At 65.7% G+C, this 23,288-nt stretch carries 31 protein-coding genes; 17 read left to right on the forward strand and 14 right to left on the reverse strand.

From position 1 onward, the window contains the following. Window positions 1-75 precede the first annotated feature (75 nt). The 14 genes from ACX9GQ_RS23335 to ACX9GQ_RS23400 all read right to left on the reverse strand — a co-directional run bounded on the left by ACX9GQ_RS23335 (window position 76) and on the right by ACX9GQ_RS23400 (window position 6,309). A complete protein-coding gene (locus ACX9GQ_RS23335; protein WP_459632011.1) occupies window positions 76-1,155 on the reverse strand; it encodes a tyrosine-type recombinase/integrase in 1,080 nt (359 codons plus the stop codon). Beyond that, window positions 1,127-1,375: a helix-turn-helix domain-containing protein gene (locus tag ACX9GQ_RS23340; protein ID WP_459632012.1), complete on the reverse strand. Its 249-nt coding sequence runs from the start codon at window positions 1,373-1,375 to the stop codon at window positions 1,127-1,129. The genes ACX9GQ_RS23335 and ACX9GQ_RS23340 overlap by 29 nt, the downstream gene beginning before the upstream one ends. 543 nt (window positions 1,376-1,918) lie before the next feature. Further along, window positions 1,919-2,371: a hypothetical protein gene (locus tag ACX9GQ_RS23345; protein WP_459632013.1), complete on the reverse strand. Its 453-nt coding sequence runs from the start codon at window positions 2,369-2,371 to the stop codon at window positions 1,919-1,921. After that, complete coding sequence (locus ACX9GQ_RS23350) at window positions 2,364-2,567, reverse strand: hypothetical protein (protein WP_459632014.1); 204 nt, start codon at window positions 2,565-2,567, stop codon at window positions 2,364-2,366. Before ACX9GQ_RS23350 ends, ACX9GQ_RS23345 begins: the two co-directional genes overlap by 8 nt. Continuing rightward, a complete protein-coding gene (locus ACX9GQ_RS23355) occupies window positions 2,564-2,725 on the reverse strand; it encodes a hypothetical protein (protein ID WP_459632015.1) in 162 nt (53 codons plus the stop codon). Before ACX9GQ_RS23355 ends, ACX9GQ_RS23350 begins: the two co-directional genes overlap by 4 nt. Continuing rightward, window positions 2,725-3,030 (reverse strand): hypothetical protein, encoded by a 306-nt coding sequence (locus tag ACX9GQ_RS23360; protein ID WP_459632016.1) that lies wholly within the window; start codon window positions 3,028-3,030, stop codon window positions 2,725-2,727. The genes ACX9GQ_RS23355 and ACX9GQ_RS23360 overlap by 1 nt, the downstream gene beginning before the upstream one ends. Beyond that, window positions 3,027-3,797, reverse strand: coding sequence for a DUF6551 family protein (locus ACX9GQ_RS23365; protein WP_459632017.1), 771 nt, complete (start codon window positions 3,795-3,797; stop codon window positions 3,027-3,029). Before ACX9GQ_RS23365 ends, ACX9GQ_RS23360 begins: the two co-directional genes overlap by 4 nt. Window positions 3,798-3,856: 59 nt before the next feature. After that, window positions 3,857-4,318, reverse strand: a complete 462-nt coding sequence (locus tag ACX9GQ_RS23370; protein WP_459632018.1) for a helix-turn-helix domain-containing protein — start codon at window positions 4,316-4,318, stop codon at window positions 3,857-3,859. Next, window positions 4,315-4,539 (reverse strand): hypothetical protein, encoded by a 225-nt coding sequence (locus tag ACX9GQ_RS23375; RefSeq protein ID WP_459632019.1) that lies wholly within the window; start codon window positions 4,537-4,539, stop codon window positions 4,315-4,317. The genes ACX9GQ_RS23370 and ACX9GQ_RS23375 overlap by 4 nt, the downstream gene beginning before the upstream one ends. Then, window positions 4,536-4,685, reverse strand: coding sequence for a hypothetical protein (locus ACX9GQ_RS23380; RefSeq protein ID WP_459632020.1), 150 nt, complete (start codon window positions 4,683-4,685; stop codon window positions 4,536-4,538). The genes ACX9GQ_RS23375 and ACX9GQ_RS23380 overlap by 4 nt, the downstream gene beginning before the upstream one ends. Then, window positions 4,685-4,897 (reverse strand): hypothetical protein, encoded by a 213-nt coding sequence (locus tag ACX9GQ_RS23385; RefSeq protein WP_459632021.1) that lies wholly within the window; start codon window positions 4,895-4,897, stop codon window positions 4,685-4,687. The genes ACX9GQ_RS23380 and ACX9GQ_RS23385 overlap by 1 nt, the downstream gene beginning before the upstream one ends. Next, on the reverse strand, window positions 4,894-5,136 hold the full coding sequence (locus ACX9GQ_RS23390) for a hypothetical protein (RefSeq protein WP_459632022.1): 243 nt from the start codon (window positions 5,134-5,136) through the stop codon (window positions 4,894-4,896). Before ACX9GQ_RS23390 ends, ACX9GQ_RS23385 begins: the two co-directional genes overlap by 4 nt. Then, window positions 5,136-5,441: a hypothetical protein gene (locus ACX9GQ_RS23395; protein WP_459632023.1), complete on the reverse strand. Its 306-nt coding sequence runs from the start codon at window positions 5,439-5,441 to the stop codon at window positions 5,136-5,138. Before ACX9GQ_RS23395 ends, ACX9GQ_RS23390 begins: the two co-directional genes overlap by 1 nt. 88 nt (window positions 5,442-5,529) lie before the next feature. Continuing rightward, complete coding sequence (locus ACX9GQ_RS23400) at window positions 5,530-6,309, reverse strand: helix-turn-helix domain-containing protein (protein ID WP_459632024.1); 780 nt, start codon at window positions 6,307-6,309, stop codon at window positions 5,530-5,532. Between ACX9GQ_RS23400 and ACX9GQ_RS23405 the strand changes: the two genes are divergently transcribed. From ACX9GQ_RS23405 to ACX9GQ_RS23485, 17 genes are all read left to right on the forward strand, one after another. Beyond that, complete coding sequence (locus ACX9GQ_RS23405; RefSeq protein ID WP_459632025.1) at window positions 6,308-6,517, forward strand: helix-turn-helix transcriptional regulator; 210 nt, start codon at window positions 6,308-6,310, stop codon at window positions 6,515-6,517. The two genes, ACX9GQ_RS23400 and ACX9GQ_RS23405, sit on opposite strands and share 2 nt — an antisense overlap. Next, the gene (locus tag ACX9GQ_RS23410; RefSeq protein ID WP_459632026.1) at window positions 6,514-7,278 is read left to right on the forward strand and encodes a hypothetical protein; all 765 of its coding nucleotides are present in this window, start codon (window positions 6,514-6,516) and stop codon (window positions 7,276-7,278) included. Before ACX9GQ_RS23405 ends, ACX9GQ_RS23410 begins: the two co-directional genes overlap by 4 nt. Further along, a complete protein-coding gene (locus ACX9GQ_RS23415; protein WP_459632027.1) occupies window positions 7,271-7,738 on the forward strand; it encodes a hypothetical protein in 468 nt (155 codons plus the stop codon). The genes ACX9GQ_RS23410 and ACX9GQ_RS23415 overlap by 8 nt, the downstream gene beginning before the upstream one ends. A 733-nt stretch (window positions 7,739-8,471) precedes the next feature. Continuing rightward, the gene (locus ACX9GQ_RS23420) at window positions 8,472-8,822 is read left to right on the forward strand and encodes a hypothetical protein (protein ID WP_459632028.1); all 351 of its coding nucleotides are present in this window, start codon (window positions 8,472-8,474) and stop codon (window positions 8,820-8,822) included. Continuing rightward, window positions 8,819-9,253, forward strand: a complete 435-nt coding sequence (locus ACX9GQ_RS23425; protein WP_459632029.1) for a VRR-NUC domain-containing protein — start codon at window positions 8,819-8,821, stop codon at window positions 9,251-9,253. The genes ACX9GQ_RS23420 and ACX9GQ_RS23425 overlap by 4 nt, the downstream gene beginning before the upstream one ends. An 80-nt stretch (window positions 9,254-9,333) precedes the next feature. Continuing rightward, window positions 9,334-10,119, forward strand: a complete 786-nt coding sequence (locus tag ACX9GQ_RS23430) for an ATP-binding protein (RefSeq protein WP_459632030.1) — start codon at window positions 9,334-9,336, stop codon at window positions 10,117-10,119. A 23-nt stretch (window positions 10,120-10,142) separates the two neighbouring features. Next, window positions 10,143-10,676, forward strand: a complete 534-nt coding sequence (locus ACX9GQ_RS23435) for a DUF669 domain-containing protein (protein ID WP_459632031.1) — start codon at window positions 10,143-10,145, stop codon at window positions 10,674-10,676. A gap of 85 nt (window positions 10,677-10,761) precedes the next feature. Beyond that, window positions 10,762-11,712 (forward strand): PD-(D/E)XK nuclease family protein, encoded by a 951-nt coding sequence (locus ACX9GQ_RS23440; RefSeq protein ID WP_459632032.1) that lies wholly within the window; start codon window positions 10,762-10,764, stop codon window positions 11,710-11,712. Further along, window positions 11,709-12,311, forward strand: a complete 603-nt coding sequence (locus tag ACX9GQ_RS23445) for an HNH endonuclease signature motif containing protein (protein WP_459632033.1) — start codon at window positions 11,709-11,711, stop codon at window positions 12,309-12,311. The genes ACX9GQ_RS23440 and ACX9GQ_RS23445 overlap by 4 nt, the downstream gene beginning before the upstream one ends. Further along, window positions 12,274-13,953 carry a DEAD/DEAH box helicase gene (locus tag ACX9GQ_RS23450; RefSeq protein ID WP_459632034.1) on the forward strand — a complete coding sequence of 560 codons (1,680 nt, stop codon included), beginning with the start codon at window positions 12,274-12,276 and terminating at the stop codon, window positions 13,951-13,953. The genes ACX9GQ_RS23445 and ACX9GQ_RS23450 overlap by 38 nt, the downstream gene beginning before the upstream one ends. After that, window positions 13,950-14,315, forward strand: coding sequence for a hypothetical protein (locus tag ACX9GQ_RS23455; protein ID WP_459632035.1), 366 nt, complete (start codon window positions 13,950-13,952; stop codon window positions 14,313-14,315). Before ACX9GQ_RS23450 ends, ACX9GQ_RS23455 begins: the two co-directional genes overlap by 4 nt. Before the next feature lie 11 nt (window positions 14,316-14,326). Further along, window positions 14,327-16,630 (forward strand): bifunctional DNA primase/polymerase, encoded by a 2,304-nt coding sequence (locus ACX9GQ_RS23460; protein WP_459632036.1) that lies wholly within the window; start codon window positions 14,327-14,329, stop codon window positions 16,628-16,630. Window positions 16,631-16,961: 331 nt separating this feature from the next. Further along, window positions 16,962-17,465 carry a hypothetical protein gene (locus tag ACX9GQ_RS23465; protein WP_459632037.1) on the forward strand — a complete coding sequence of 168 codons (504 nt, stop codon included), beginning with the start codon at window positions 16,962-16,964 and terminating at the stop codon, window positions 17,463-17,465. A 238-nt stretch (window positions 17,466-17,703) separates the two neighbouring features. Then, a complete protein-coding gene (locus ACX9GQ_RS23470; RefSeq protein ID WP_459632038.1) occupies window positions 17,704-20,403 on the forward strand; it encodes a terminase gpA endonuclease subunit in 2,700 nt (899 codons plus the stop codon). Between the two features lie 258 nt (window positions 20,404-20,661). Further along, window positions 20,662-21,486, forward strand: a complete 825-nt coding sequence (locus tag ACX9GQ_RS23475) for a Rha family transcriptional regulator (protein WP_459632039.1) — start codon at window positions 20,662-20,664, stop codon at window positions 21,484-21,486. Between the two features lie 25 nt (window positions 21,487-21,511). After that, a complete protein-coding gene (locus ACX9GQ_RS23480) occupies window positions 21,512-21,730 on the forward strand; it encodes a phage head-tail joining protein (RefSeq protein ID WP_459632040.1) in 219 nt (72 codons plus the stop codon). After that, the gene (locus ACX9GQ_RS23485) at window positions 21,730-23,283 is read left to right on the forward strand and encodes a phage portal protein (RefSeq protein WP_459632041.1); all 1,554 of its coding nucleotides are present in this window, start codon (window positions 21,730-21,732) and stop codon (window positions 23,281-23,283) included. Before ACX9GQ_RS23480 ends, ACX9GQ_RS23485 begins: the two co-directional genes overlap by 1 nt. Window positions 23,284-23,288: the final 5 nt, after the last annotated feature.

Below are 23,288 nucleotides of genomic sequence, written 5' to 3' on the forward strand. Positions count from 1 at the left end.
AGCTGACTCTTAATCAGCGGGTCCAAGGTTCGAATCCTTGTGCGCCCACCATCAAAGCCTCTTGATCTGCCTCGGCTATTCCGCCTTCTCAGGATTGCCGCCGCCAGACCGCGCAGACCGTTTTACAAACTGTTTTACAGCGTTCGTTCCTTTTTCCTTCCTCTCGCGCTTCCGCATCGCCTCCTCGGCGAGCTCCACATCCCGGCTCAGATAGTGCCGGTCGAGGATGCTGCGGACGTCGCCGATCGAGTGGCCCGTGATGGCCGCGATCTCACTCTCCGTCGATCCAGACAGGGCCAGCCTGGTCACTGCCGTCCCGCGCAGATCGTGGAACGTCAGGCCGGTGATCTCGGCCCGTTCGCAAGCCTTGTTGAACGACGCCCGGAATCCGTCGCCGGTCCACGGCAGCTCGGTCGACGAGGTCAGCATGACCGGACCGCGCTTCGGGATGAGGGCGATGATGCCGGCCAGTGTGTCGCGGACCGGGATCGACACCCGCACGCCACCCTTGCTCTGGCGCAGCCGGATCGTCCGGTTGACGTAGGCCGACCACGGCAGGGTCAAGAGGTCGCCCTGCCGTTGGCCTGTCCACAGGGCCATGGCGACAACGAGAGAGACCTCCCGCGAGGCCACGGCGAACAGCTTGGCGAGATCCGCCTCGGTCCAGATCTTGTCCTTCCGGTCGCTGCTGTAGAGCCGGCCGCCGCGCTCGCAGACGTTGACGCCGATCCGGCCGCGGTCCTTGGCAAAGGACAGCACCCGGGCGACGCACGTCCAGGCGTAGTCCGCGGTGCGCGGCGTCGCCGCCAGCGTGTCGCGCCAGTCCTTGATCTCGCCGCGCATCTTGGGGTCTTGCAGCACATCGAGCGAGGCGTCGCCGAACTCCTTAACGGCGAGGGCCAGATACCGGCGGTATGACGCCTTGGTGGACGCCGAGCGCTGCTTGAACTCCGCGCTGTCCAGATACCGGTCCACCAGCGTTTCGAACGTCTCGCCGCCCGCCCGGCGGGGCTTGGCCTTGTGGGCCTCGGTGAACTCGACCAGGAACTCGGGCGTGCCGAACTCCGCGTGGATGCGAGGGCCGCCGCGCCATGCGTAGTAGTAGGTCCGGCCTTTCGCGCGAACCCTATGCAGACCGGCGAGCTTTGCCTTCACGGGCCTGTTTCCACTGGTCGAATGCCGAGACGGCCTGGCGCTGCCCGCGCTCGTACTCCAGCACCTCGGCCTCGCTGAACCGCAGCAACCGGCCGGCGCGGAACCCGCGCAGCAGCCCGCGGGCGTGGAGATTGTAGACGTGCCTCTCCGAGCATTGCCAGCGCTCGGCCAGGTCGCGGGGTTTCAACGCCCGCCCGGCGTCATCCCTCGCCGCGCTCATCTCTCACCTCTAGGGATGCAATGGCGTCTCGGACTTGGCCTAGCATGTTGCCAGCCCTCATCCATTCGTCCGTGCCGGGATCGCCCGGTTGCATCCACTGGTCGGCTACATCAGCCGCCCGCGCCTTCATGTCCTCCTGGCCGGCGCGGGAACAGGCTCGCTCGACTGCGGCCCATAGGCGGCGACGTTCCGGCCCGACCTCCTCCCATGTGATGCTGTCGTCCGTTGACGACGGGCGCATTGCAGACCACTCAGCGGAATAGGCTTCCCACGCCAATTGTCCCGGCTCACGCTCCATTGGTGGCCTCCGAAACTGGTCCGTAGACGCGATCCGCCATGGCCTTCCGTGCCCCCGTTAGTTGTCTGCGCCAACGCAGGCTCTCTTCGGGTGACGCTCGTTTCACCACATCACAATCGCTGATGCGCGCCATCCCCTCAGGCCACCCGCACCACATGAGGTCATTGCGTTCGTGGTCAGCGGCGGCAACTAGCCACGTCTCGCCAGTCGGGCGATGCAGGACATGATCGCCGCAGTTTATGCGCTCACGCTCCATCGGTGGCCTCCGCTGCTGCTGCTCGGTAGAACCAGTCGCTGCGCATCCATGCGGAGAACACGTAGAACGTGTCGCCTTCTTCGATGTCAGGCGAAACGGGTCCGTGCTTCTCGGGATTGTAGCCGTCGACCTCTTGGATGATCAGACCAAGCTCTTCGGCTTTGTCCTGCACGCAGGCGCCATCAAGATCGCCGCCCATCCATGCACTGTTGCCGATGGCCCATCGTGCGAAATGAGTAACGGCGTCCCATTTCGTCCTCGGCACCTCCGCGATCCCCGCTGCCCGCTGGTGGGCTCGGTAGGCGGCGAGGGCGGCGGCTGCATGTGGGAGCCACGTTGTCCAATAGGGCTCTTCGGTCGTCTCTGTGCTGTCAGGATTGAACCCCTCGACGACACAGATAGCCATCGCCATTGCTTTGCGCGCTTCATAGTCGTCACTCATTGGAGCCTCCGAGGAGAGCGCGGGCAACTTGAGCCGCCCATGCCATGCTGAACTGGTCTTCGTTCTCGACAATGGAGCGCAGCCCATCCTCCAGCGCCTTGATGCGTGCGGCTGCTTCGGCAAGCCATTCGTGCGGGCCGTGCTGATTGTCGGGATGCCGCGCCGCAGCTTCCAGCCTCTCTACAAGATCACTCACCGCTCACCCCTCCAATGCTCGAACACTTCGCCCGCCTGCTCGTCTGCTTGCTTCCCGAGCCGCATCGCGCCGCCAACAAACAGGCCGGCCCAGAACACGAAGAACACGACGCCGGCCGCGATGGCCGCGTGAGGCAAGGTGGTGAGGTCGAGGGTCATCACACGCCTCCGGGTGGCACGAAGAGACAAGGCGCCTTGCCGGACGGCCTGATCAGCGAGCCGTTGCCGCCGTACCGGCACCAGTGGAACTGGTGGTCGAGGCTGTCCCGCGCCGCGGCGAACGGCACCGTCTCGCCGCTCGGCAGGATCCAGCCGGTTTCGTCACGGCGCAGTTGACTCGCCGAGATCATCTCGCAGTCGGACGAGCTGCAGCACTCGGCCGGATACCAGGAGTGCGCCATCGCCTTGTCGACGACGAGGAACCCGACGAGGAACCAGAAGCCGAAGCGGTAGAAGCGGGTCATTCGGCGGCCTCCTTCGTCATCGCGGCCGCCAGCTCGAGCTCGATCAGTTCGGCCAGCTTCGTCGACGTCGTGGCGCCCTTGACGCCGACCACCAGCGACCGGGCGCGCTCCAAGAGGCTGACCAGGTCGATCGCGTCGAAGGCCTCGAAGAGGGCGGCGCCGGCGTCGCGCCAGTCGTGCCTCTTGTCCATCACCGAGCAAAGCGCGCGGATCATTGCCGTCGTCAGCACGCCCGGCCCGTTGTTGCTGGTCTGGGTGACGCACTGCATGGCCGTGATGAAGGTGTCCCGGCCGTACTGGGCGAAGCAGCTCGCCGCGGCCTGCACGCTCATCGTCTGGCCCGGCTTCTGCTGCTCCCGCACCACCGGGTAGCGAAGCAGCTCCACTTCGGCGATGTCACAAGCCTGCTGAAACAGGACAGCGTCGGGCTCGCCGGCGGCGACTGCCGCGGCGTGGATCGCCATCCTGCTGATTTTGGTGACGGCGCCGTTGATCGCCACGAACGCGGCGGCCTGCGTCTCCCGATCGGCAATGATCACCTGGCACGGCACGGACTCGATGCCAATCAGCGCGGCCGCCGTCGTTCGATGCTGGCCGTCGACGATCGCGTACTTGCCGCCCTCGACCGGCGCGACGATCACCGGCGCGAACCGCGCCCAGCGGAAGTTCTCGGCGATGCGCTGGACGTTGCGCCGGCCCTGGTCGCGGATCGGGCGCTGGTAGCTTTCGTCGACAACCAGGTCGGCGATCTTGAGCCACTGCAGCATCGGGGCTGCGCCGACGTCTGGGCTCGGTGGGCGCTTGAAGTGGGCGGGGTCGATTGGCCTCATTGTCCGGCGCCCTCGGCAATCGCCGCAGCGTGCCTCTTCACGGCCCACAAAATCGTCGTGTGATCGCGACCGCCAAGGAGCCTGCCGATCGCCGGCAGGGACAGCCCGCATTCGTGCCGGAGCCTGTAGGACGCTTCCTGGCGGGCGTTGACGAGGTGCCGAAGCCTTGACGCGGACTGCATGTCCCGCACCCGCAGCCCGTGCTTCTCGGCCACCTCCTCGAGGATCAGCCGCGACCGCGTCTTCTCAACCTTGATGTCCATGAACGCGGCGTCGGCGGCGACCCGGATCGGCTCGGGCCGGCGTGGCAGCATGGCTGCCATCATCGCCTCGCGGTCGATGGGCACGACGACGCACGACGGCTTTATGGGCTCGGGGTCGGCGACGGGGCGGGGCGGGTTCGTCCAGAACTTCGCCTTCAGCAGCTTGCGCTGGCGGATGAGCTCGGCGGCGTTCATTGCACCACCCCCCGCCACCAGGCCGGATAGATCACGTTGGCCGCGGGCTTCTGCGCCTCGCGGGCGGCGTTCATGGCGATGTCGAGGGAGGCGGCGACCATGCGGGGCCGGAACCCCGCACGAATGAGGGCCATGGCGGCGAGGTCGCGGCTGCTGGCGGCGCCTTCGGCCAGGATGATCTGCGTCATCTCGGCGATCTGTTGGCGGAAGGTGGAGGTCACGATCGGCCCTCCGCCATTCCGTTGCCGTGGAGCCGCTCCCGCGCGCGCCGCACCAGCGCGCGGCGGCGGAGAACGGCGGCGATGACGAGGGTGAGGAGGACGCTGGCGGGGACCGCAGCCAGCGCTATGAGGAGGATCGGGTCCATCACCGGCGCTCCACCTTGGCGATCGCGGCACGAGCCGGATCCAGAGCGAACCCAATGCCGGGGACCCTGACGAGCTCGCAGGCCTCCACGAGCGTCTTGAGCGCCGCCAGCAGGTCCGGCGCCGCATCGCGAACCCGATCACGCTCCTGATAGTCTGCGGGCAGGAACGCGGGCTTCGCGCCGGCCGGCATCTTCGACAGGTCGTCGCTCATGCCGCCTTCTCCTCTTGCGAGGTGCGGTACTCCGACACGGCGGCGTTGATGGCCTTGGCGACCAGCGCGCCCAGGTTCGGGTCGGCGAAGCGGATGCCAACAGTGCTTTCGTGCATGACGCCGGCGGGGTCACGCTCAGCGACGTCGATAACCGTCTGCTCCCAGACGTGCGGGCCCGACCCGTACCGGCGCTGCTCGGCGCGGATCTTCGTGACGTTCTCAAGGGCGGTGTAGGACATCATGCCGCCTCCTGGCCGAGCCGCGGAGACGCCTTGATCGTCAGGCGCGTGCTGGTCGTCTCGGTCTCGTAGCCGTCCAGGGCATCGCCGAGCGCGGCGCGCAGCTTCTTGGTGTCGAGACGCTTGGCGGTCGAGATGGACCGGGTGACGGCGAAGAACTCGCCGCGGGCCGCGCTGATGTCGCGGGCCTTGAACTCGTCCTTCAGGGCCTCGAGCTGCTCGGCCTGCGACTTGATGTGCGTGTCGAGCTTGCCGATCTCGTCGGCGAGCTGCTCGGCGCTCAGGTTGTGGAAAGGGGAGGGCATCGGGTGCTCCATCGGCGGTTCGATGGAGAGAGCTTGCCAGATGGCAAAAATATCGTCAATCAGAATTTGCTGTTTGGCAAAACGCTCTTCAGGAACCGATGGTCCGTCCGATAAAAATCACGTAGCCCACGACCTCGACCTCGACGCCATCAGCGTCCACGCCCGTTTTGCGGTTGACGACAATTGCCTTCCATTTCGGGTCGCTGCTGCAAGGCTGCAGTTCGTAATGGCCGTCAACCAGATCAATTTTCTTGCACGTCCGTTCGATTAGGCCGCCGCGGCGTCGTTCAATGACGCAAATGTCACCAGGCGTCAGCCGACCACGAGCGTCAAAATACGGCACCGTGACGACAAACGACCCGTCGACGATGCCCTCCAGGTCCATAGAGTTGCCGGAAACGTGCCACGCTCGCTGCTCAAGGCCGGCGTAGCGCCCCGCTACGTGCGGGATGGGATCGTACTTTCCCTCGTCCCACACGTCGGTTTCCATCCAAAGACCTGCTGCGACTTCACCAGAAACAGGCAAAGCAACAACTGGCCCCGCCGGTCGTACAGTAGAGCGATCGTCGTTGGCCGGCTCCACAAAGCCTTCTACCAAATCTGAGACGGTGACGCCCAGTCGGTCCGCAACCTTACGTAGCTCGTTCAGCTTCAAATCACGGCCGCCGCGCTCTGCGCGGGAAAGCTGCGACACCGAAATCCCCACATCGTGCGCCAGCTGCTCCAGCGTCAGAGCAAGCTGCTTGCGGTAATGCCGAATGCGGGGAGGCGCCATGGCGGCACTCTGATCCTCTCCCGGAGTCGTTCCAGAGCCATATGGCAAATTGCGCTTGACCGGTTTGTTGCCATATGGCAAAAGCATGGTCATGACCCTTGATTTGTACCTAACCCTGCACGGGATGAATGCCACGCAGTTCGCGGAAGCGATCGGCGTTACGCCTTCGACCATCACGCGCATTCTGCGCGGCGAGCGTCGTCCTAACCTTGAGACGCTGCGGAAGATTGCGCGTGCCACGGACGGGCAGGTGAAGGCCGAGGACTTCTTTCTCGCCTCCACCCGTGAGGTGGCGGCATGAATCAGATCGCCCCCATTGAAACCCGCTCACTTCCCGCGCTCGTCGATCGTGCGGCATCGGCCCTCACCAACGCGCGCACGGCCGCCGAGGTGCTTGAGGCCCGCGATCTCGCCGGCTTTGCCTATGACACGGCGAAGCGGACCGCCAGGCTGGCGAAAGCAAAAGACGCGCACGACGAGCTTGTCGCCGCCGCGCTCCGCGCCCAAGCCGACGCCCTCGTGATCGAGGCCCAAGCGAAGGCCCGCCTCGCGGACGAGTACGATGCCGCGCAAGAGCGGGGAGAGGTGGCCGCCAATGGGCAGCGCGGGAAAGCCGTTCCAGACGGGAACGGCTTTTCTCCGCCGACCGCCGCGGACCTCGGCCTCAACCGGAAGGACATTCACGAGGCGCGCATCATCCGCGATGCCGAGCGGGCCGATCCCGGCGTCGTCCGGCGCACACTGGATGAAGCGCTCAGTCTTGGCGATGAGCCAACAAAAGCGAGACTTCGTGAGGCAGTGATCCACGTTGCGCGAAATGGGCTCGGTGAGGGCGGACCGTCGCGCCGCAACCCGCTCTACGTGAAGCCGTCGCCGCTTGCAGAAGCTTACAATCGAATTTCCGGCACCATCCGCGATCTTGCCGAGGCTAGCGACGAGTTCTCCGCGCTGGCGATTCTGAACCAATCCGAAACGCCGTTTCTTCGTGCCGACCTTATCCGATCGGCTGAGAAGGCGCGGGCATTTCTGGTCGAAATGATTGAGGGAAGCGACGATGCTTGAGAGGCGCGTTTCCGACTTTACGAAGGCGGTGTGGATCGCGGCGGCCCAGGTCGGCACCAGCGCGCCGCGCGTTGCCGACCACATTGTGGAGAGCCTGTTTCCGCGCACGTGTGCTGAGGCTCGTGTCGAAGGCGCCATGGCGATGTTTCGCGAAGGCGTGATCGCGGCGGCAAAAAAGGTGCTCCGCGGCGGCGACGTCGATGCCGACCAGTTTGATTTTGCCGGGATCGATAAGCAGTTTGCGCCCATCGTCGAGACCCTCAAGTCGCGGTCGTACTTCGTTGAATCCGAAGGCGAGTATGTGAGCGTTGCGCGGCTCATAGCCGAGCCAGACCTGCTAAAAGCCGCCGCCGAGTTCATGCGGCGGAAGGCGCACGAGAACATGGACGAGTTCCGTCGTCTCGATCGCCTTTACAAGGCGGTGACTGGTGCTCGTCCTTCGGGTGAGCGCGCGGCATGATCTCCTTTCGCGCTGGCCTCCAACACGGCGCGGAACAGCGGCTCGACCCGGGCGCGGTGGGTCGGGTCGAGCCGCACCCTTTTACCTTTGCCGCAGACCCCCGCGGCAACCGCAGCGGCCGGCCTGTTGCTGAAGGGCCGGCTGTTGCACTGCATCGCTGCGGAGCCGTGAGATGAAGACGTGCGTCCGTTGCGGAACCGAGAAGCATCAGATCCGACTCGATGATCGGCGCGTGAGGTTCGTTTGCCGCGCGTGTGAAAGGGCCAGATTGGCTAAGCATCGGCTCACCACTTCTGGCCGAGGCGTTTCGCCGTTTCAGCGGCGGGCTCACAAGGCTGTCGAGAGCGCGTTGAGGCGCGGCATTCTTCAGCGAAAGCCCTGCGAAGTCTGCGGAGCCACCCGGTCCGTTCAGGCTCACCATGAGGACTACGGCTCACCCCTCGAGGTGATGTGGCTTTGCCCGCCGCATCACAAGGCCCGGCATCGGGAGATCCGTTGCCATGCCGCATAGTTCCACCTCCACCCCTTTCTGCCCGCACACCTCTGGCGGGTTGGAAGCCGGCTTGCAGGCCCGGCGCCCCTGTCTGCCTTCCTCCCTGACTACCCCTCGGCGTTGTGGCGCCGAGGGGCCTTTGCTGCCGCGCGTCGATTCCCATCGTTTGCGCTGTCGCCGTGGTCTCTTCAACCACGGAGTTGCGTGCCCATGCGTACCCCTCAGCAGGACAATTCATCCATGAGCGCCGAGGCTACGGTGAAAGGCTGGGCCGGTCGTCTGATCGCCCGCGAAGCCCATCGGTCCCACTCGGACAAGTCGATTGCATTGCGCACGGTGGCAAGGCGCATCGGCCTCGCCCCGGGAAGCCTCGAGAACGTCGTGAGGGGGCGGGCCAAGCGCCTCACCATCGGCATCACCGAGGCCATCCGCGGAGCCGTGGTGCGCGAACTCGAGCACGAGATTGCGAGCCTTAATCATGAACTTCAACTGGCTCGCGCGAGCGGTGCTGATCCTCGCTCGCTCCAGGTTGCTGAGATTGAGGCTCTTCTGGCGAAGGCCGACGCGCTCCTGAGAGAGGGGACGCGATGAAGCGGCTTTCCGTCTCCGAGCATGAGCTGCAGGTCGGGATCGTGGCGATGATCCGGGCCAAGTACCGCAAGGTGCTGGTCTACGCCGTGCCCAACGGCGGGGCCCGATTCATCCGCGAGGCTTCGCGCCTCAAGGACGAGGGGGTGCTGGCCGGAGTGCCTGATCTGGCCCTTATTTTGCCGGATGGCCGCGCCGCCTTCATCGAGGTGAAAGCCCCGAAGGGCGTGCTGTCCAACGAGCAGAAGGTGTTCCGCGATTGGGCGCTTTCCAACGACATTCCGTGGGCTGTCGCGCGTAACATCGATGATGCGACGGCAGTCCTCGACCACTGGCTTTGCGGCGGACCTGTGCGGTCCTTCGTGGCAACTGGGGAGGGTGCTCGCGCTCTCCCCTTTTTCTCTTCAGCGGAGGCCGAGCGGACGCCCGCGTAGGGCGGTGGCTGGTCACCATCTCCACCGCAGGGCCTCCGCGCCCCGCTTTCTGGAGAGACGACCAACGGAGAAGCAGACCAATGGCTATCTCACTCGCTGACCTCAAGAGGGTGAAATCCACCCTTCCGCCGCGGCTCCTGATCTATGGCGTTGCCGGCATCGGCAAAACCTCGCTCGCCGCCGAGTTCCCGAATGCAGTCTTCATCCAGACGGAGGAAGGCACGCCTGGCAACATCGAGATCGACACCTTCGGCGAGATCTCGACCTACACCCAGGTGGTCGAGGCTCTGGGCTTGCTCTATCAGGACGACCACGACTTCCGCACGCTCGTCGTCGACAGCGTCGATCACCTCGAGCCGCTCGTCTGGAACGAGACCTGCGTCCGCAACAATTGGCGGACGATCGAAGACCCCGGCTATGGCAAGGGCTACCTCGCCGCGGACGGCGTGTGGCGCGAGTTCGTCGACGGCTGCAACGCGCTGCGGCGCGATCGCGGCATGACGATCATCTGGCTCGCCCATTCGTCGGTGGAGCGTTTCGACCAGCCCGGGGCCCAGCCCTACAACCGCTACGATCTGCGCATGCAGAAGCGGGGAACTGCGATCCTGACCGACGAGGTCGACGCTATCCTGTTCATGAACACCAAGGTGTCGATCAAGGAGACCGACGCCGGGTTCAACAAGAAGAACGTCCACGCCGAAGGCGGCGGCTCGCGCTGGCTGTTCACGGACGGCCGGCCCGCCTTCGTGGCGAAGAACCGATACGGGATGCCTGACAGCCTCATGATCCCATCGGGGCGGGGCTACGAGGCCCTCGCCAAGTACCTGCCAGGCCACCAGCCGTCGCAGCAGACCGAAGCAGCCTGACCATCAACCTGGAGAACCGACCAATGGCCGACCTCAACGACTTTTTCGGCGACTTCGACGACAGCGCCGTGCAACCCTCCCAGGGCTTCGACAGCACCCCAATCCCGAATGGCGAGTACGCCCTGCACATCGAGAAGCAGGAGATCGTTGCCACCAAGGACCAGACCGGGATCATCCTCAAGCTGACCATGTCGGTCGTCGAGGGCGAGTTCGAGAACCGGAAGATCTGGGTCAACCTGAACATCCGCAACAAGTCGGCGCAGGCGCAGGCCATCGCGATCGGCGAGTTCAAGGCGCTCTGCCTGGCCTGCGGCGTCGACTACGAGATTGCGAAGCGCGACACGGACGTTCTGGACCGGATCGTGTTCCGGGCCAACGTCGGCCTTGAAAAGCCGCAGGAGGGCTACGCGCCGCGCAACAAGATCACGAAGTATCTTCCGGTGACGAGCGCTCCTGCTGTGCCCGTCCAAAAGGCTCCGCTCCCTGCCGCGGCCAAGGCTGCAGCGCCGCGTCCCGCAGCTGCTGGCAAATCGGTCCCGTGGGCGAAGTCCGCGTGAAGTAGCCGGGCCGGGGGCCTGATCGCCAAATCCCACCCCCGGCCCACCCTCACGAGCAACCCAAGCCACCCGGATGGCGGCAACGGTGGCGCACGTCGTCACCGACCGCAAGACCATGCCCCAACTCCCAGACCCCACAACACACACGGTCGGCGCCATCTACGCGGCCTACGAGCGCGCCGCGGAGCGCGACGAGAGGACTTACCTCGGCGCGTCGGTCATCGGCGACGAGTGCGAGCGCCGGCTTTGGTACGGCTTCCGCTGGGCCACGCCGCCGGAAGACTTCGACGGTCGCAAGCTGCGGTTGCTCGAGACCGGGCATCACGAGGAAGCCCGGATGATCGAGGATCTCGGCGCGGCGGGCGTGGAGGTGTGGGACCGAAACCCGGAGACGGGCGAGCAATGGTGCGTCGTCGCAGTCGATGGCCATTTCCGCGGCCACCTCGACGGCGTCGTCCTGCGGGTGCCCGAGGCCCCGTCTACCCCGCACGTTCTGGAGTGCAAGACCCACAACGAGAAGTCGTTCAAGGAGTTGGTGTCGAAGGGTGTCGAGGCATCGAAGCCGACGCACTTCGCCCAGATGCAGGTCTACATGGACCTGATGGGCATCCCGCGGGCGCTCTACCTGGCGGTCAACAAGAACACCGACGAGATCTACGCCGAGCGGATCGCCTATGATCCGGTCAAGGCCGGCCAGATCCTCGCCAAGGCCGAGCGCATCATCCGTGCGGACCGGCCGCCCATCGGCTTGGACGCCAAGGCTTGGCAGTGCGGCTATTGCCCCGCGGGAGGTGTTTGCCGCGACCGTCAGTTCGCTCGACGCAACTGCCGGACTTGCCTCCACGCCACTCCGATCGCCGATGGTTGGCGCTGCGAGCTCCAGGACCGCAACCTGACGACCGACGACCAGCGGGCCGGATGCCCATCACACCGTTTCATTCCTGCGCTGGTCCCGGGCGAGCAGATCGATGTCGACGGCGACCGGATCATCTACGCGCTACCCGGCGGCCAGTGGATCGACGGGGGCGAGGCATGAGGAACACCATCAACATGGCCGGGCAGCGCTTCGGCCGCCTCATCGTCCGCGAGCTCGTCGAGAGGACGCCGAAAACCACGATCTGGCGATGCATCTGCGATTGCGGCGGTGTCGTCAATGCGCGCCGAACGAACCTGATGCACGGGCACACGCAGTCCTGCGGCTGTTTCGCGAGAGAAGTCACATCCGCTCGTTTTGCTGCGGCGCGCGCTTCGCGCCCGCAGGCCCCGCCGTGCTGTGTAGAAGGATGCGGTCAGCCAGCGCGCGAGTATGACAAGACCCTGTGCCGGAAGCACGGACAGCGCATGCGGCGATACGGCGATCCCCTCTTCGTCACGCCGGAGGACGTGCGCCTGAAGCGCTTGCGGGATGCCAATTTGGCTAACCACCCGACCGTCAAGCCGACGACATATCGGAAGTTTTACGGGCGGCACGAGCACCGCGTCATAGGTGAGCAGATCGCCGGGCGGAAACTTCACCGCAACGAGCACGTCCATCATATCGACGGTAACAAGCACAATAATGATCCATCCAATCTGATGGTTCTATCATCAGAAGAACATGCGCGGCTCCATGCAATGGAGAAGCGCAATGCTTGAACTGAGGTCTTATCAAAGAGAAGCAGTTGATGCTGTTTTTGATCATTGGCATAAAGAAGGGACTTCTTGTCTTGTAGATCTAGCAACGGGCTGCGGCAAGTCGCTCGTCATCGCGACGCTTCTGCGCGAGCTGCTGCTCGACTACCCGACCATGCGGGTGCTGGTACTTGTCCACGTCCGCGAGCTGGTCGCCCAGAACTTCCAGCAGCTCATGCGCGTCTGGCCCGGCGCTCCGGCCGGCATCAACTCCGCAGGCCTCGGCCGCCGCGACGTGCGGCACCCGATCCTGTTCGCCTCGATCCAGTCGGTTCACCGCTTCGCGCACGCCATCGGCCGCCGCGACCTGGTGCTGATCGACGAGGCGCACCTCGTCCCCAAGAGCGGCGACGGGATGTATCACGCGCTGTTCAAGGACATGCGGGTCATCAACCCCGACCTACGGGTATTCGGCTGCACGGCCACACCCTACCGGCTCGACAGCGGTCGCCTCGATCGCGGCCGGGAGAAGTTCTTCGACCGCATCGTCTACAGCTACGGAATCGGGGAGGGCGTGCGAGACGGCTACCTGTCGCCCCTCGTATCGAAAGGTATGGCGACCGAGATCGACGTCTCGGCGGTGGCCAAGCGGGGAGGGGAGTTCGTCCCTGGCGCCCTGGAGGAAGCGGCAGACCGGGAGGAAGTCACACGCGAGGCCGTGGCCGAAATGGTCCGCTACGGCGCCGACCGGCGGTCATGGCTGGTCTTCTGCACGGGCGTCGAGCATGCCGACCACGTCGCAGCCGAGATCCGCCGGCAGGGCATCAGCGTGGCCACTGTCACTGGCAAGACGCCGAAGGCCGAGCGCGATGCGACCCTGACTGCCTTCAAGGCCGGCCGCATCCGCTGCATCGTGAACGTCTCCGTGCTCACGACAGGGTTCGACGCGCCCGGCGTCGACATGATCGCGCTGTTGCGCCCGACGCTCTCGACCGGGCTCTACGTGCAGATGCTCGGGCGCGGTACGCGCCTCGCCCCCGGCAAGGCCGACTGCCTCGTTCTTGATTTTGCCGGCAATGTCCGCCGACACGGCCCGGTCGATGCCATCCGCGTTAGCGCTACGGGCGACCGGGCCGGTCCTTCGGGCGACCTTCCGGACGTTAGGGTCGAAACGGTGCGAGCCAAGCCGTGCCTGCACTGCATGACCTACAACCCCATCCAGGCGCGAGAGTGCTCGACCTGCGGAACGCCGTTCGTCGACGAGGTGAAGCACCAGGCCCGCGCCGATACCGCGCCGATTATGACTGGCCGCGTTTCGGACGGGTGGGAGGAGGTCGGTGACGTCAACGTCTACCGTCACGTGAAGCGCGGCGGAGACGGCCCGCCGACCCTGCGCATCGAGTATGGATGTGGCGTGGGCGTCTACAAGGAGTGGCTGTGCCCTGAACACGACGGCCATGCCGGCCGGAAGTTCGCCGCATGGTGGCTCGGGCACGGGGGGGAAGCGCCGGTACCTGCGACCGTCGACGAAGCGGTGCGCCGCTTCGGGCAGGGTGAGCTGCGCCAGTTCATCGCCGTGAAGATCGAGAATGACGGCGAATTCGATCGAGTGAGGGCTGTCCGCACCGCGCCTCGCTCGCGCGATCTGTTTGGGAGGGTGGCGTGACCACCCACGCCCCCGTCCGAGACCTCTCCATCGCCATCTGCACGGTCTGCCAGCGCCCTGGTTGCGGCTATGCCTACACACCGGACGGCAAGCGGCCGAAGTGGCTCTGCGACGACCCCGACTGCTTCATCCTCGCACCAGCGGTGATCGACATGCCATCTAACGAAGCCCGCAAGGCCGCCGTCGAGGCGCGCATCAAGGGAGGGGAGTCGGCCGGCGCCTACCTCGAGAAGATCGGGAAGACCGACCTCGCGGACATGACCCGCGAGGAGTGGCTCGAGTTTCTCCTGGTTTACGACAACGCGCGCTCGGACTTCCTCAAGCGCCATGCTGCCGAGTGGGCGCCGCCGTTCCCGTCATGAAACCGAACCACATGACGCAGTCCACGCCCTTCGCCTCGGTTGCGGTCCAGCTCCTCGCACAGGGCTATCATCCCATCCCGATCCTGCCGCACGACAAGGCCCCCGGCGAGTTCAATGGCGGCGGCTGGCGTCTCATGAACAACTGGACCAAATTCAAGGACCAGCGCCCTCAAGAATTTATTCTGCGGCTTTGGTCGACCTGGGATCGGGCCAACGTTTCCATCGTTCTCGGCACCCGCATCACGGCCACTCATGAAGTCGTCGCCATCGACTTCGACACCGACCAGTCGGACCTGATCGAGACCATGGAAAGCTCGATTCCGCCGTCGCCCGTGCGCAAGCGCGGTCGGCGTGGCTACACCGGGTTCTACCTTGCCCCGATCGGAACCAAGGGCCGCAAGTTCAAGCGAGCTGGCGCCGTTATCTGCGAGATCCTCACGGGCACGAACACGCGCCAGACCGTCGTGCCGCCCTCCATCCACCCGCAGACCGGCAAGCCCTACGAGTGGCAGACCGAGCGGACCTTGCTGAACACGCCCGCGACTGAGCTGCCGGCGCTTACCGAGGACATGCTCGACAAGTTTATCGACACCCTCGAGTTCATGGAGGGCGTCGAGGAAGTGCGGCCGCGCGTTCTGCCGCGATCCGCGCCTCTGTCGGACGGGGAGGCCAACGCCTGGCGCGTTCTGAACGATGCGGCCATGGCTAATCTGGATGAGTGGGTCCCAGCCCTGCCGCTGCCCAAGCTGAAGAGGACGGCATCAGGCTATCAGGCTGTCGCGTGGTGGCGCGCCTCATCGTCTGGCCGAGCCCTGAACGACCGCTCGCCCAACCTCGGCATCAGCACGACCGGAATCAAGGACTTCGGGACCGACGTGACGTACACGCCGCTGGACCTGATCATGGCCGCGGCGAACTGGGATCTCGACACGACGTTCGGGTGGCTATCGCGCCGCCTGGGCATGAGTGAGGACTGGGGCGAGCTATCGCTTCCGCCGCCACCGATGCCCGAGCCGGAGCCCCCCGCGCTGCCAACTCCGGCCGCGCCGACTGCAGACGACGAGCTGCCCGAGCACCTGGCCCGCGTCCCTGGGCTCCTCGGCGAGGTTGCGGATTGGATCGTCGCCACTGCCCGCCGCCCCAACCGAACGCTTGCGTTGGGCGCTGCGATCACTGTTCTCGGCACGCTCATGGGGCGGCGCACGGCCGGCCCGACCCTGTCGGGCACGCATCTCTATGTGGTCGCTCTGGCGCCGTCCGGCGCCGGCAAGGATCACCCGCTGCGCCAGGTCATGCAGCTCATGAAGGCCGCCAACGCCGGGCAGCTCATCGGGCCCGACGAGTTCATCTCCATGCCGGCGATGATCAACTTCCTGCAGCGCTCCCCGCTTTCGGTCTGCCCCATGGACGAGATCGGCGCGTTCTTCAAGCGGCTCTCCCACCACCGCGCGAGCCCATATGAGAAGTCGGTCACGAAGATGCTGCGCACGGTCTGGGGCGCGAGCTTCAAGACGATGACCACCCCGGAATGGGGATCGAAGCCCATGACCGAGATCTGGTTCCCGGCCATGTCGATCTATGGCGTTTCGACACCCGGGGAGTTCTTCGAGGCACTTGATGGCGGTGACGTCGTCAACGGGTTCTTGAACCGGTTCCTTATGCTTACCTCGGCGAAGCGGTCGATCGACACGACGCCCAGGCTCGACCCACTCAAGGTTCCCGACGCCATCGCGCGCCAGCTCGCCGCCCTCTACATGGACACGAACCGGCTATCTTCCTCCGAGCTGGCCCGGCCCATCGTGGGAGACTCGCCGCCGCCGCGGGCGATCCCTTGGGCCGACAACCGCGCCGAACGCCTGTTCATGGACTTGAGCGCCGAGGTCGAGCGCCTTAGCTCCGACGAGGAAATCGAGTCCTACTACGCCCGCACCGTCGAAATGTCCGTCAGGCTCGCCACGATTGTCGCTGTCGGCCGCGCCGGTACCAAGCCGGCGATCGAGGCGGACGACATCACATGGGGCGCCGAGCTTGCCCTATGGTCCGCCGCGGCCATGGCAAAGGCCGCCAAGGGCTACATCGCCGAGAACCAGACGCAGAGCTTCTCCAACCGCATCATGCGCCTGCTGGCCCGGAAGGGAGGGCGCCTGAGCCACCGGGAGCTGCAGCGGTCCCTCAAGGGCGCTGTGCGGCCGCGCGATCTGACCGACATGATCAAGAACCTGATCGAGGCCGGCGAGATCACCACGACGAAGACCATCCCACCTGCGGGAGGAACTCCAACTGTTTGGTATGAGATCCCCAGAAACCCGGCTTAGAGCCGGGTTTTTCTTTTCCGCCAACCGCACCGCCGACCGTTCGGTTGGCACCGCCAACCGCGATCGGTTGGCACCCGCCAACCGTTCGGTTGGCACCTCTACTAGAATCATCATTTTTATTATATATTACATAAACTTAAATATCGGTTGGCGGTTGGCGGTGTTCGGTTATGGGTTGGGCATAAAAAGAAGGGTCTACAGGGGCTTTTATGTAAACGAACGCCGCCAACCGCCAACCGACCGGAAGGCTTGCCCGAGCCGCCCAAATCAGCCACCGTCCACACGCCACGAAGGACCGTGCAGACCGCTCCCCACAAAGAGGACCGGCAGCATGGCAAGACCCCGCAAGATCGGCCCCCGCGAACAGAACGGGCAGCTCCAGCGCAACCGCGAGATCGGCCACCTCCAACGCCAGATGATCGCGCTGCGTGCCGCAGCTCTCGACGGCAAGCTGGGGACGCCCCTCGGTCTCCTGGTGCGCACGAACAGGATCACCGAGCGCCAGTACGAAGCGGGCTGCCACTATGCCCACGCCAGGGCGGACGCCGACGCCGCTCTTTCCCTGCCGCGCCGCTCGCCTTGTGCCATCGACCTGCTGTCCGTTCGTTCGGCGGGGAGGGAGGACGACGACCCCGAGACGATCCGGCGAAAGCAGCGGGCCATCGAACGGTTCAACCTGCTCCAGCTCAACCTCGGCATCGGTTCGCCGCGGCATCGCATCGTCACCCGGGTCTGCTGCGACGACACTCGACACGAGACGCACGAGGAGTTCGTGGCACTCGTCGCTGGCCTAGACGCGATCGACCGCCTGCTGCGCAGGGGAGGGCGGGGATGATGATGTCGAGGAAGTCGCTCAGAGGGCCGCAGAGGGCCGACGATGATGCGGGCCGCCCCCGTGGCCAAGACACGATATCGGCCGCTGGCAGGGCTGCTGGGGGCCCCTGGAAGCCAAAAGTAATGCGGGTGGGCGGAGGTCGCGACCCTTCCCTAGCGCCAGAGCCCACTCATTCATTCCTTTGATGCATGGATCGGCGGTGATCTATGAATTTTGTTGATGAGATCGGCGAGTCGACATGAAAGCTCCCAAGCAGGGTATGTCGTTGCGGGCGTATGCCCGGCGCAATGCGGTCTCGGAGGCGGCCATCCGGACAGCGATCAAGTCTGGATTGCTGCGGTCTGCGATCTACGAGGACGGCAGCATCGATGTGGCCCGCGCCGACGAGGTGCTGGCTCGCAGCGTCACCCGTGGGAAAAACGCGGCCGACGCCCTGCAGGACGCTCGCGTCCGCAAGCTTCGGGCAGAGACCGTGCTGGCCATCGATGAGGCACGTCTGGCCGCGGCCGCCAGCGTGCCTGCCAGCATCGCGGCTACAACGTGGATGGATATGAGCCAGCGGTTCGTTGCGCAGCTGGCGCCAATCCTCAAGGCCGGCGAGGCCGCCGCCGGACTTCCGGTACCGGAAGCCTTTCGGCTGCTGGAGAGCGAAGTACACGCATGCCTGCACCGCATCGCCGAGGACGTTGTCGTGCCAGCGGATGAACCGCCGGCAGAGCAGCGTGACCTCTCGGCTGCAGGTCCTGCAGACCTGACAACGGCGAAGCTGGAAGCCCAGGCCGAGCGGCTAGAGTTGGAGCGCGCCGTCACGGTGGGCGAGCGAGTCCCAGTACGCGATGTCGAAGCTGCTTGGACGGGCCGTGCGGCTGTTCTTCGGGCTGGACTTCTCGGTCTCGCCCATCGAGCAGCCATACTCATGCCGGACGCCGGGTCCGCGGAGGCCGGCCGCAAGGCGGTCAGGGATGTCATCGCTGAAGCGCTGCAGGCGCTTGAGGCGAACAGCCTGGCGCACCTGCAGCTGATTGGCTGGCTCGACGACCTCGAAACGACCGGGCCCGATTCCGGGCAGGGCCCAACGCCTCTGGTCCTGGTCAACGCAAGAGGCAAGGGGCAAAGAAGCCTTCGGCCGCCACCCAAGCTGACCATCTCGCAATGGGCGGACGGCTTCCGGAGACTTTCCAGCGAGTCGAGCGCCGAGCCGGGTCAGTGGATGACGCATCGCGCCGAGTACCAGCGCGGCATCATGGATGCGATCAGCGAGCATCCCTACGTCGTCGTCATGACGAGCTCCCAGGTGGGGAAGACCGAGATTCTGAACAACGTGGCGGGCTACCACGTCTGCCAGGACCCGGCGCCGATCCTCGTCCTCCAGCCCACCCTCGAGATGGCCGAGACATGGTCGAAGGATCGCCTAGCGCCGATGGTGCGGGACACGCCGGCGCTTACGAGCCTGATTGCCGACCCCCGGGCACGCGACTCGGGAAATACGCTGCTCCACAAGAAATTCCCCGGGGGCCACATCACGGTTGTCGGGGCGAACAGCCCCTCGAGCCTCGCCTCCCGACCTATTCGCGTCGTGCTCGCGGACGAGGTCGACCGCTACCCGGCGAGCGCCGGGACGGAGGGCGATCCGCTCTCGCTGGCGATCAAGCGCACGACGACCTTCTGGACGCGGCGAGTTGTTGTTGTCTCGACGCCGACGATCAAGGGCATTTCGCGGGTCGAGGCGGAGTGGGAGCGCTCGGACCAGCGCCGCTATCATGTGCCGTGTCCGCATTGCCAGACTTACCAGTGGCTCAAGTGGGGGCAGGTCCGCTGGCCGGAGGGCCGGCCCGAAGAGGCGCTTTACCACTGCGAGGAGTGCGGCGCCGCCTGGACGGATGCGGAGCGGCGTGCCGCCATCCGCTGGGGGAAGTGGATCGCGGGCGTGCCGGATGCGCGGATCGTCGGCTTCCACCTGTCCGAACTCTACTCGCCATGGTCCTCGCCGTCCGACATGGCGGTAGCGTTTCTGGCAGCCAAGCGTTCGGCGGAGACGCTCAAGGCTTGGGTGAATACCAGTCTCGGGGAAACGTGGGAGGACGCCGGCGAACAGGTTGACGAGGGTTCGCTGATGTCCCGCGCCGAGCACTGGGGCCCGCTTGCGCCTGACCGCGTGCTCGTCGTGACGTGCGGAGTCGACATCCAGGAGGACCGCATCGAGGTCGAGCGGGTCGGCTGGGGGGTGGGGGAGGAGAGCTGGTCCCTTGAGCACCGGATCATCTACGGGGACACGGCGTCGCAGCAGCCATGGGCCGAACTGGACGGCTATCTGCTGACCCCCACGAAGACCGGGGACGGCCGGTCGGTCACGGTCGGTGCAACGGCGATCGACTCGGGCTACCGGACACAGGCGGTTTACGAGTTCGTCAAGACGAGAACGGGTCGGCGGGTCCACGCGGTGAAGGGCGTGTCTGGGGCGGGCCGCCCGGTCTGGCCCAAGCGCGCGACGAAGGCCAAGGGCAAGGTGAACGTCTTCATCGTCGGGGTGGATGCCGCGAAGGACAGCGTCTACGCCCGACTGCGTCTGTCAGAGCCCGGTGCGGGATTCTGCCACTTCCCGCGCGACCGCGAGCGCCAATGGTTCGAGCAGCTCACGGCCGAGAAGGTCGTCACCCGCTACCAGAAGGGCTTTCCCGTTCGTGTCTGGCAGAAGCAGTCGACCAGCCGGAATGAGGCTCTGGACTGCCGCGTCTATGCCTATGCGGCGCTTCTCTCACTCAACGTGGTGTGGCAGCGCGAGATCCGGCGGGCCGCTACCGCCGAGCGCCAGGCAGTAGAGATGACCGTCGATGAAGTCGAAGTGACGCAAGAGGTCGTGGCCGCTGCACCAGCAACGCAACCCGTTCCACAGCGGCCGCTCTTCGTCAGGCGAGCAACTCGATCGCGCTTTGCATGACGCCAACATTGATCTTTTGCGTCTGGGCCCGAATGTGGTAAATGCCAAGTTGCGCCGGATTGGTGCATGAGAAGGGCGGCTCCTCGTGGCCGCCCTTTTGCGTTTCGGGCGGCCCTCTGGCGGGGGAGTTCGGGCAAAGGGCCGCCAGCTCTCCCGGACGAGTTGGACGACAGGACCGGGGAAAGTCCGCGTAACCCGGTCGCGGGAATGCCCGTTCCGATTTCGGCCCGCCCTGAAACGCCCTCTCAGGAACAACCCATGGTCAACCTGACTGAGCAGTGCCAGGCGCTGCGCATCCGCACGCACGAGGGCGTCCCGGTCGTCAACTCCCGCGACGTCGCGGAGAAGTTCGGGAAGGAGCACAAGAACGTGCTCCGCGACATTGAGGCGATCCGTTCAACGCGCTCAAATCTGAGCGCGTTGAATTGGTTCATTGAGACGACCTACGTCGACCCCAAGGGGGAGACCCGTCGCGCCTTTGACATCACCCGCCAGGGCTTCATGCTCCTCGTCATGGGCTGGACCGGCCCGAAGGCGATGGACATCAAAGTCCTTTACATCGAAACTTTCGAAGCGATGGAGGCGGCGCTCAAGTCAGGCGCCGTCGAGGATCATCGACTGGTCCTCGCTGTTCGCGAGGCCATGCGCGAGGTCGTCGCCCCGCTGACCGTCCGCTTCGCCGCGCAGGACGATCAGATCGGTCGGATCGAGAAGCGGGTGGACGTCATTCACGACGACCTTCAGGCGCTGAAGTTCCAGGTCGTCAACAATCGGCGGAAGAACATTTCGTCGACGACGAGGGCTGAGCTCAACGACGCGACCCGGCTTATGGGCGGCAAATGCCCGAATTGCCGGACGGCGAGCGTGATCTGTGATGACGGCAGTCGCTCGCCCTTCGCGGAGTACGACCACTTCTACCAGAACAGCCGCGCCGACCCTGACCATGTCTGGCTGATCTGCAAGCCGTGTCACGCCGAACTGACGACAGGCCGCGTCTCGCGCCACGAGCGCGAGGCTGAGTTCCGGGCCTTCCAACAGGCTCGGCGGCGCCTCCCCGGCCGGCAGCGCTCGCTGTTCGGCTAACGAATCGCACATCCCGGAGACGCCGATGGCAGCATCGCTCGACACGCTGCAGGCGCGCCGGGACGCGCTCCTCGCCGCCATGGCGAGCGGCGTCCTGACGATCCGCCACGGCGAGTCCCTGACGACCTACCGCAGTCTCGAGGAGATGGAGCGCGCGCTCGCCCTTCTCGATGCGCAGATCGATCAGGCCAACAGCGTTCGGCGCTACCGCTCGGTTCGCGTCTACCCGAAGGACGGCTGGTGATGGCGGGATTCCTCGGACGCCTGGCGCGGTTTATCCGCGCGGAGATGCCGAACCTTGGCCTCTCCTCGAGCGGCGGGTCTCCCTACAAGACGACCGGTTGGGGTCCGCGTTCGGCGCGCTGGCGCCCTGGCAAGTTCGGGCCTAACGCGGCGCTCGACTACACGGCGGACATCCTGCGCGACCAGTCGCGCGACCTCGTCCGCAAGAACGCGCTCGCCGCCTCCGCGATCGACCGCATCGTCAGCAACGTCGTTGGAACCGGCATCAAGCCGAAGATCACGGACGACGCAATCGCCTCTCTCTGGCTGCGCTGGACCGATGAGGCGGACGCGGGCGGGATGCTCGATTTCTACGGTCTCCAGACCCAGGTGATGCGCTCCGTCGTCGAGGGCGGCGAATGCTTCATCCGCCTGCGCCCGCGCTACCCGCAGGATGGCCTGTCCGTTCCCTTCCAGCTCGAGATCCTCGAGCCCGAGTTCGTGCCGCTCGACTGGAACCGCACGACGGAGGGTGGCGGCATCATCCGGCAGGGCATCGAGTTTGACCGCAACGTCCGCTCGCGCCGCGTGGCCTACTGGGTCTACCCGCGGCACCCGGGCGAGATGCAGATCGACGCGGACGCGGCCCAGTGGGAGCCCGTCCGCATCCCTGCGTCCGAGATCATCCACGTCTTCGACCCGCGCCGCCCGGGGCAGATTCGCGGCGAGCCGTGGCTCGCCCGCGTTCTCGCCCGCATCGCGGACGTCGAGGGCTACGACGAGGCCGAACTCCAGCGCAAGCGGACGTCGGCGCTGTTCGTCGGGTTCGTGCGGCGCCCGTCGCCCGAGGGCGGGTTCAGCCTCGAGGAGATGCAGGAGATCTGGGGCGACGGCGCGCAGGCCGGCGCCGATGGCGTAGGCGAGGTCTCGCTCGAGCCCTCGACGATGCAGACCTTGTTGCCTGGTGAAGATGTGGAGTTCGCCCAGCCCAGCGACGTCGGCGGGCAGTACGAAACGTTCATGCGGGCGCAGCACCGCTCGATCGCCGCCGCCATGGGCATCCTCTACGAGCAGCTCGTCGGGGACTACTCCCAGGTGAACGACCGGACCTGGCGCGCGGCGATGATGGAGTTCCGCCGCCGCTGCGGGATGTGGCAGCACCAGATCATGGTCTACCAGTTCTGCCGCCCGGTCTGGCGGCGCTGGGTCGACCTCGCGGTTCTGGGCGGCGCGATCGACGCCTCGAGCGCCCCCGACGAGGCCCCCACCTGGACGCCTCCTCGCTGGGACTACATCAACCCCGTCCAGGACATCCAGGCGATGAGGGAGAGCGTCCAGGCGGGCTTTACCAGCCGCTCGGCGCTCGTCTCCGAACTGGGTGAGGACGCAGTGAAGGTCGACGCCGAGATCGCTGCCGACAACGCCCGCGCCGACGAACTCGGCCTCCGCCTGACAACGGACGGGCGGGTGACGAACCCCGAGACCGTCCTCCCCAACGAGGTCGACGGCACTCCCGCCGACAACCCCGGCGATCCCGGCGCCCAGCCGCAGAACGTCCTGCGTCTGCGCCGCTGAACACC

It is taken from the genome of Alsobacter sp. R-9 (assembly GCF_054612375.1).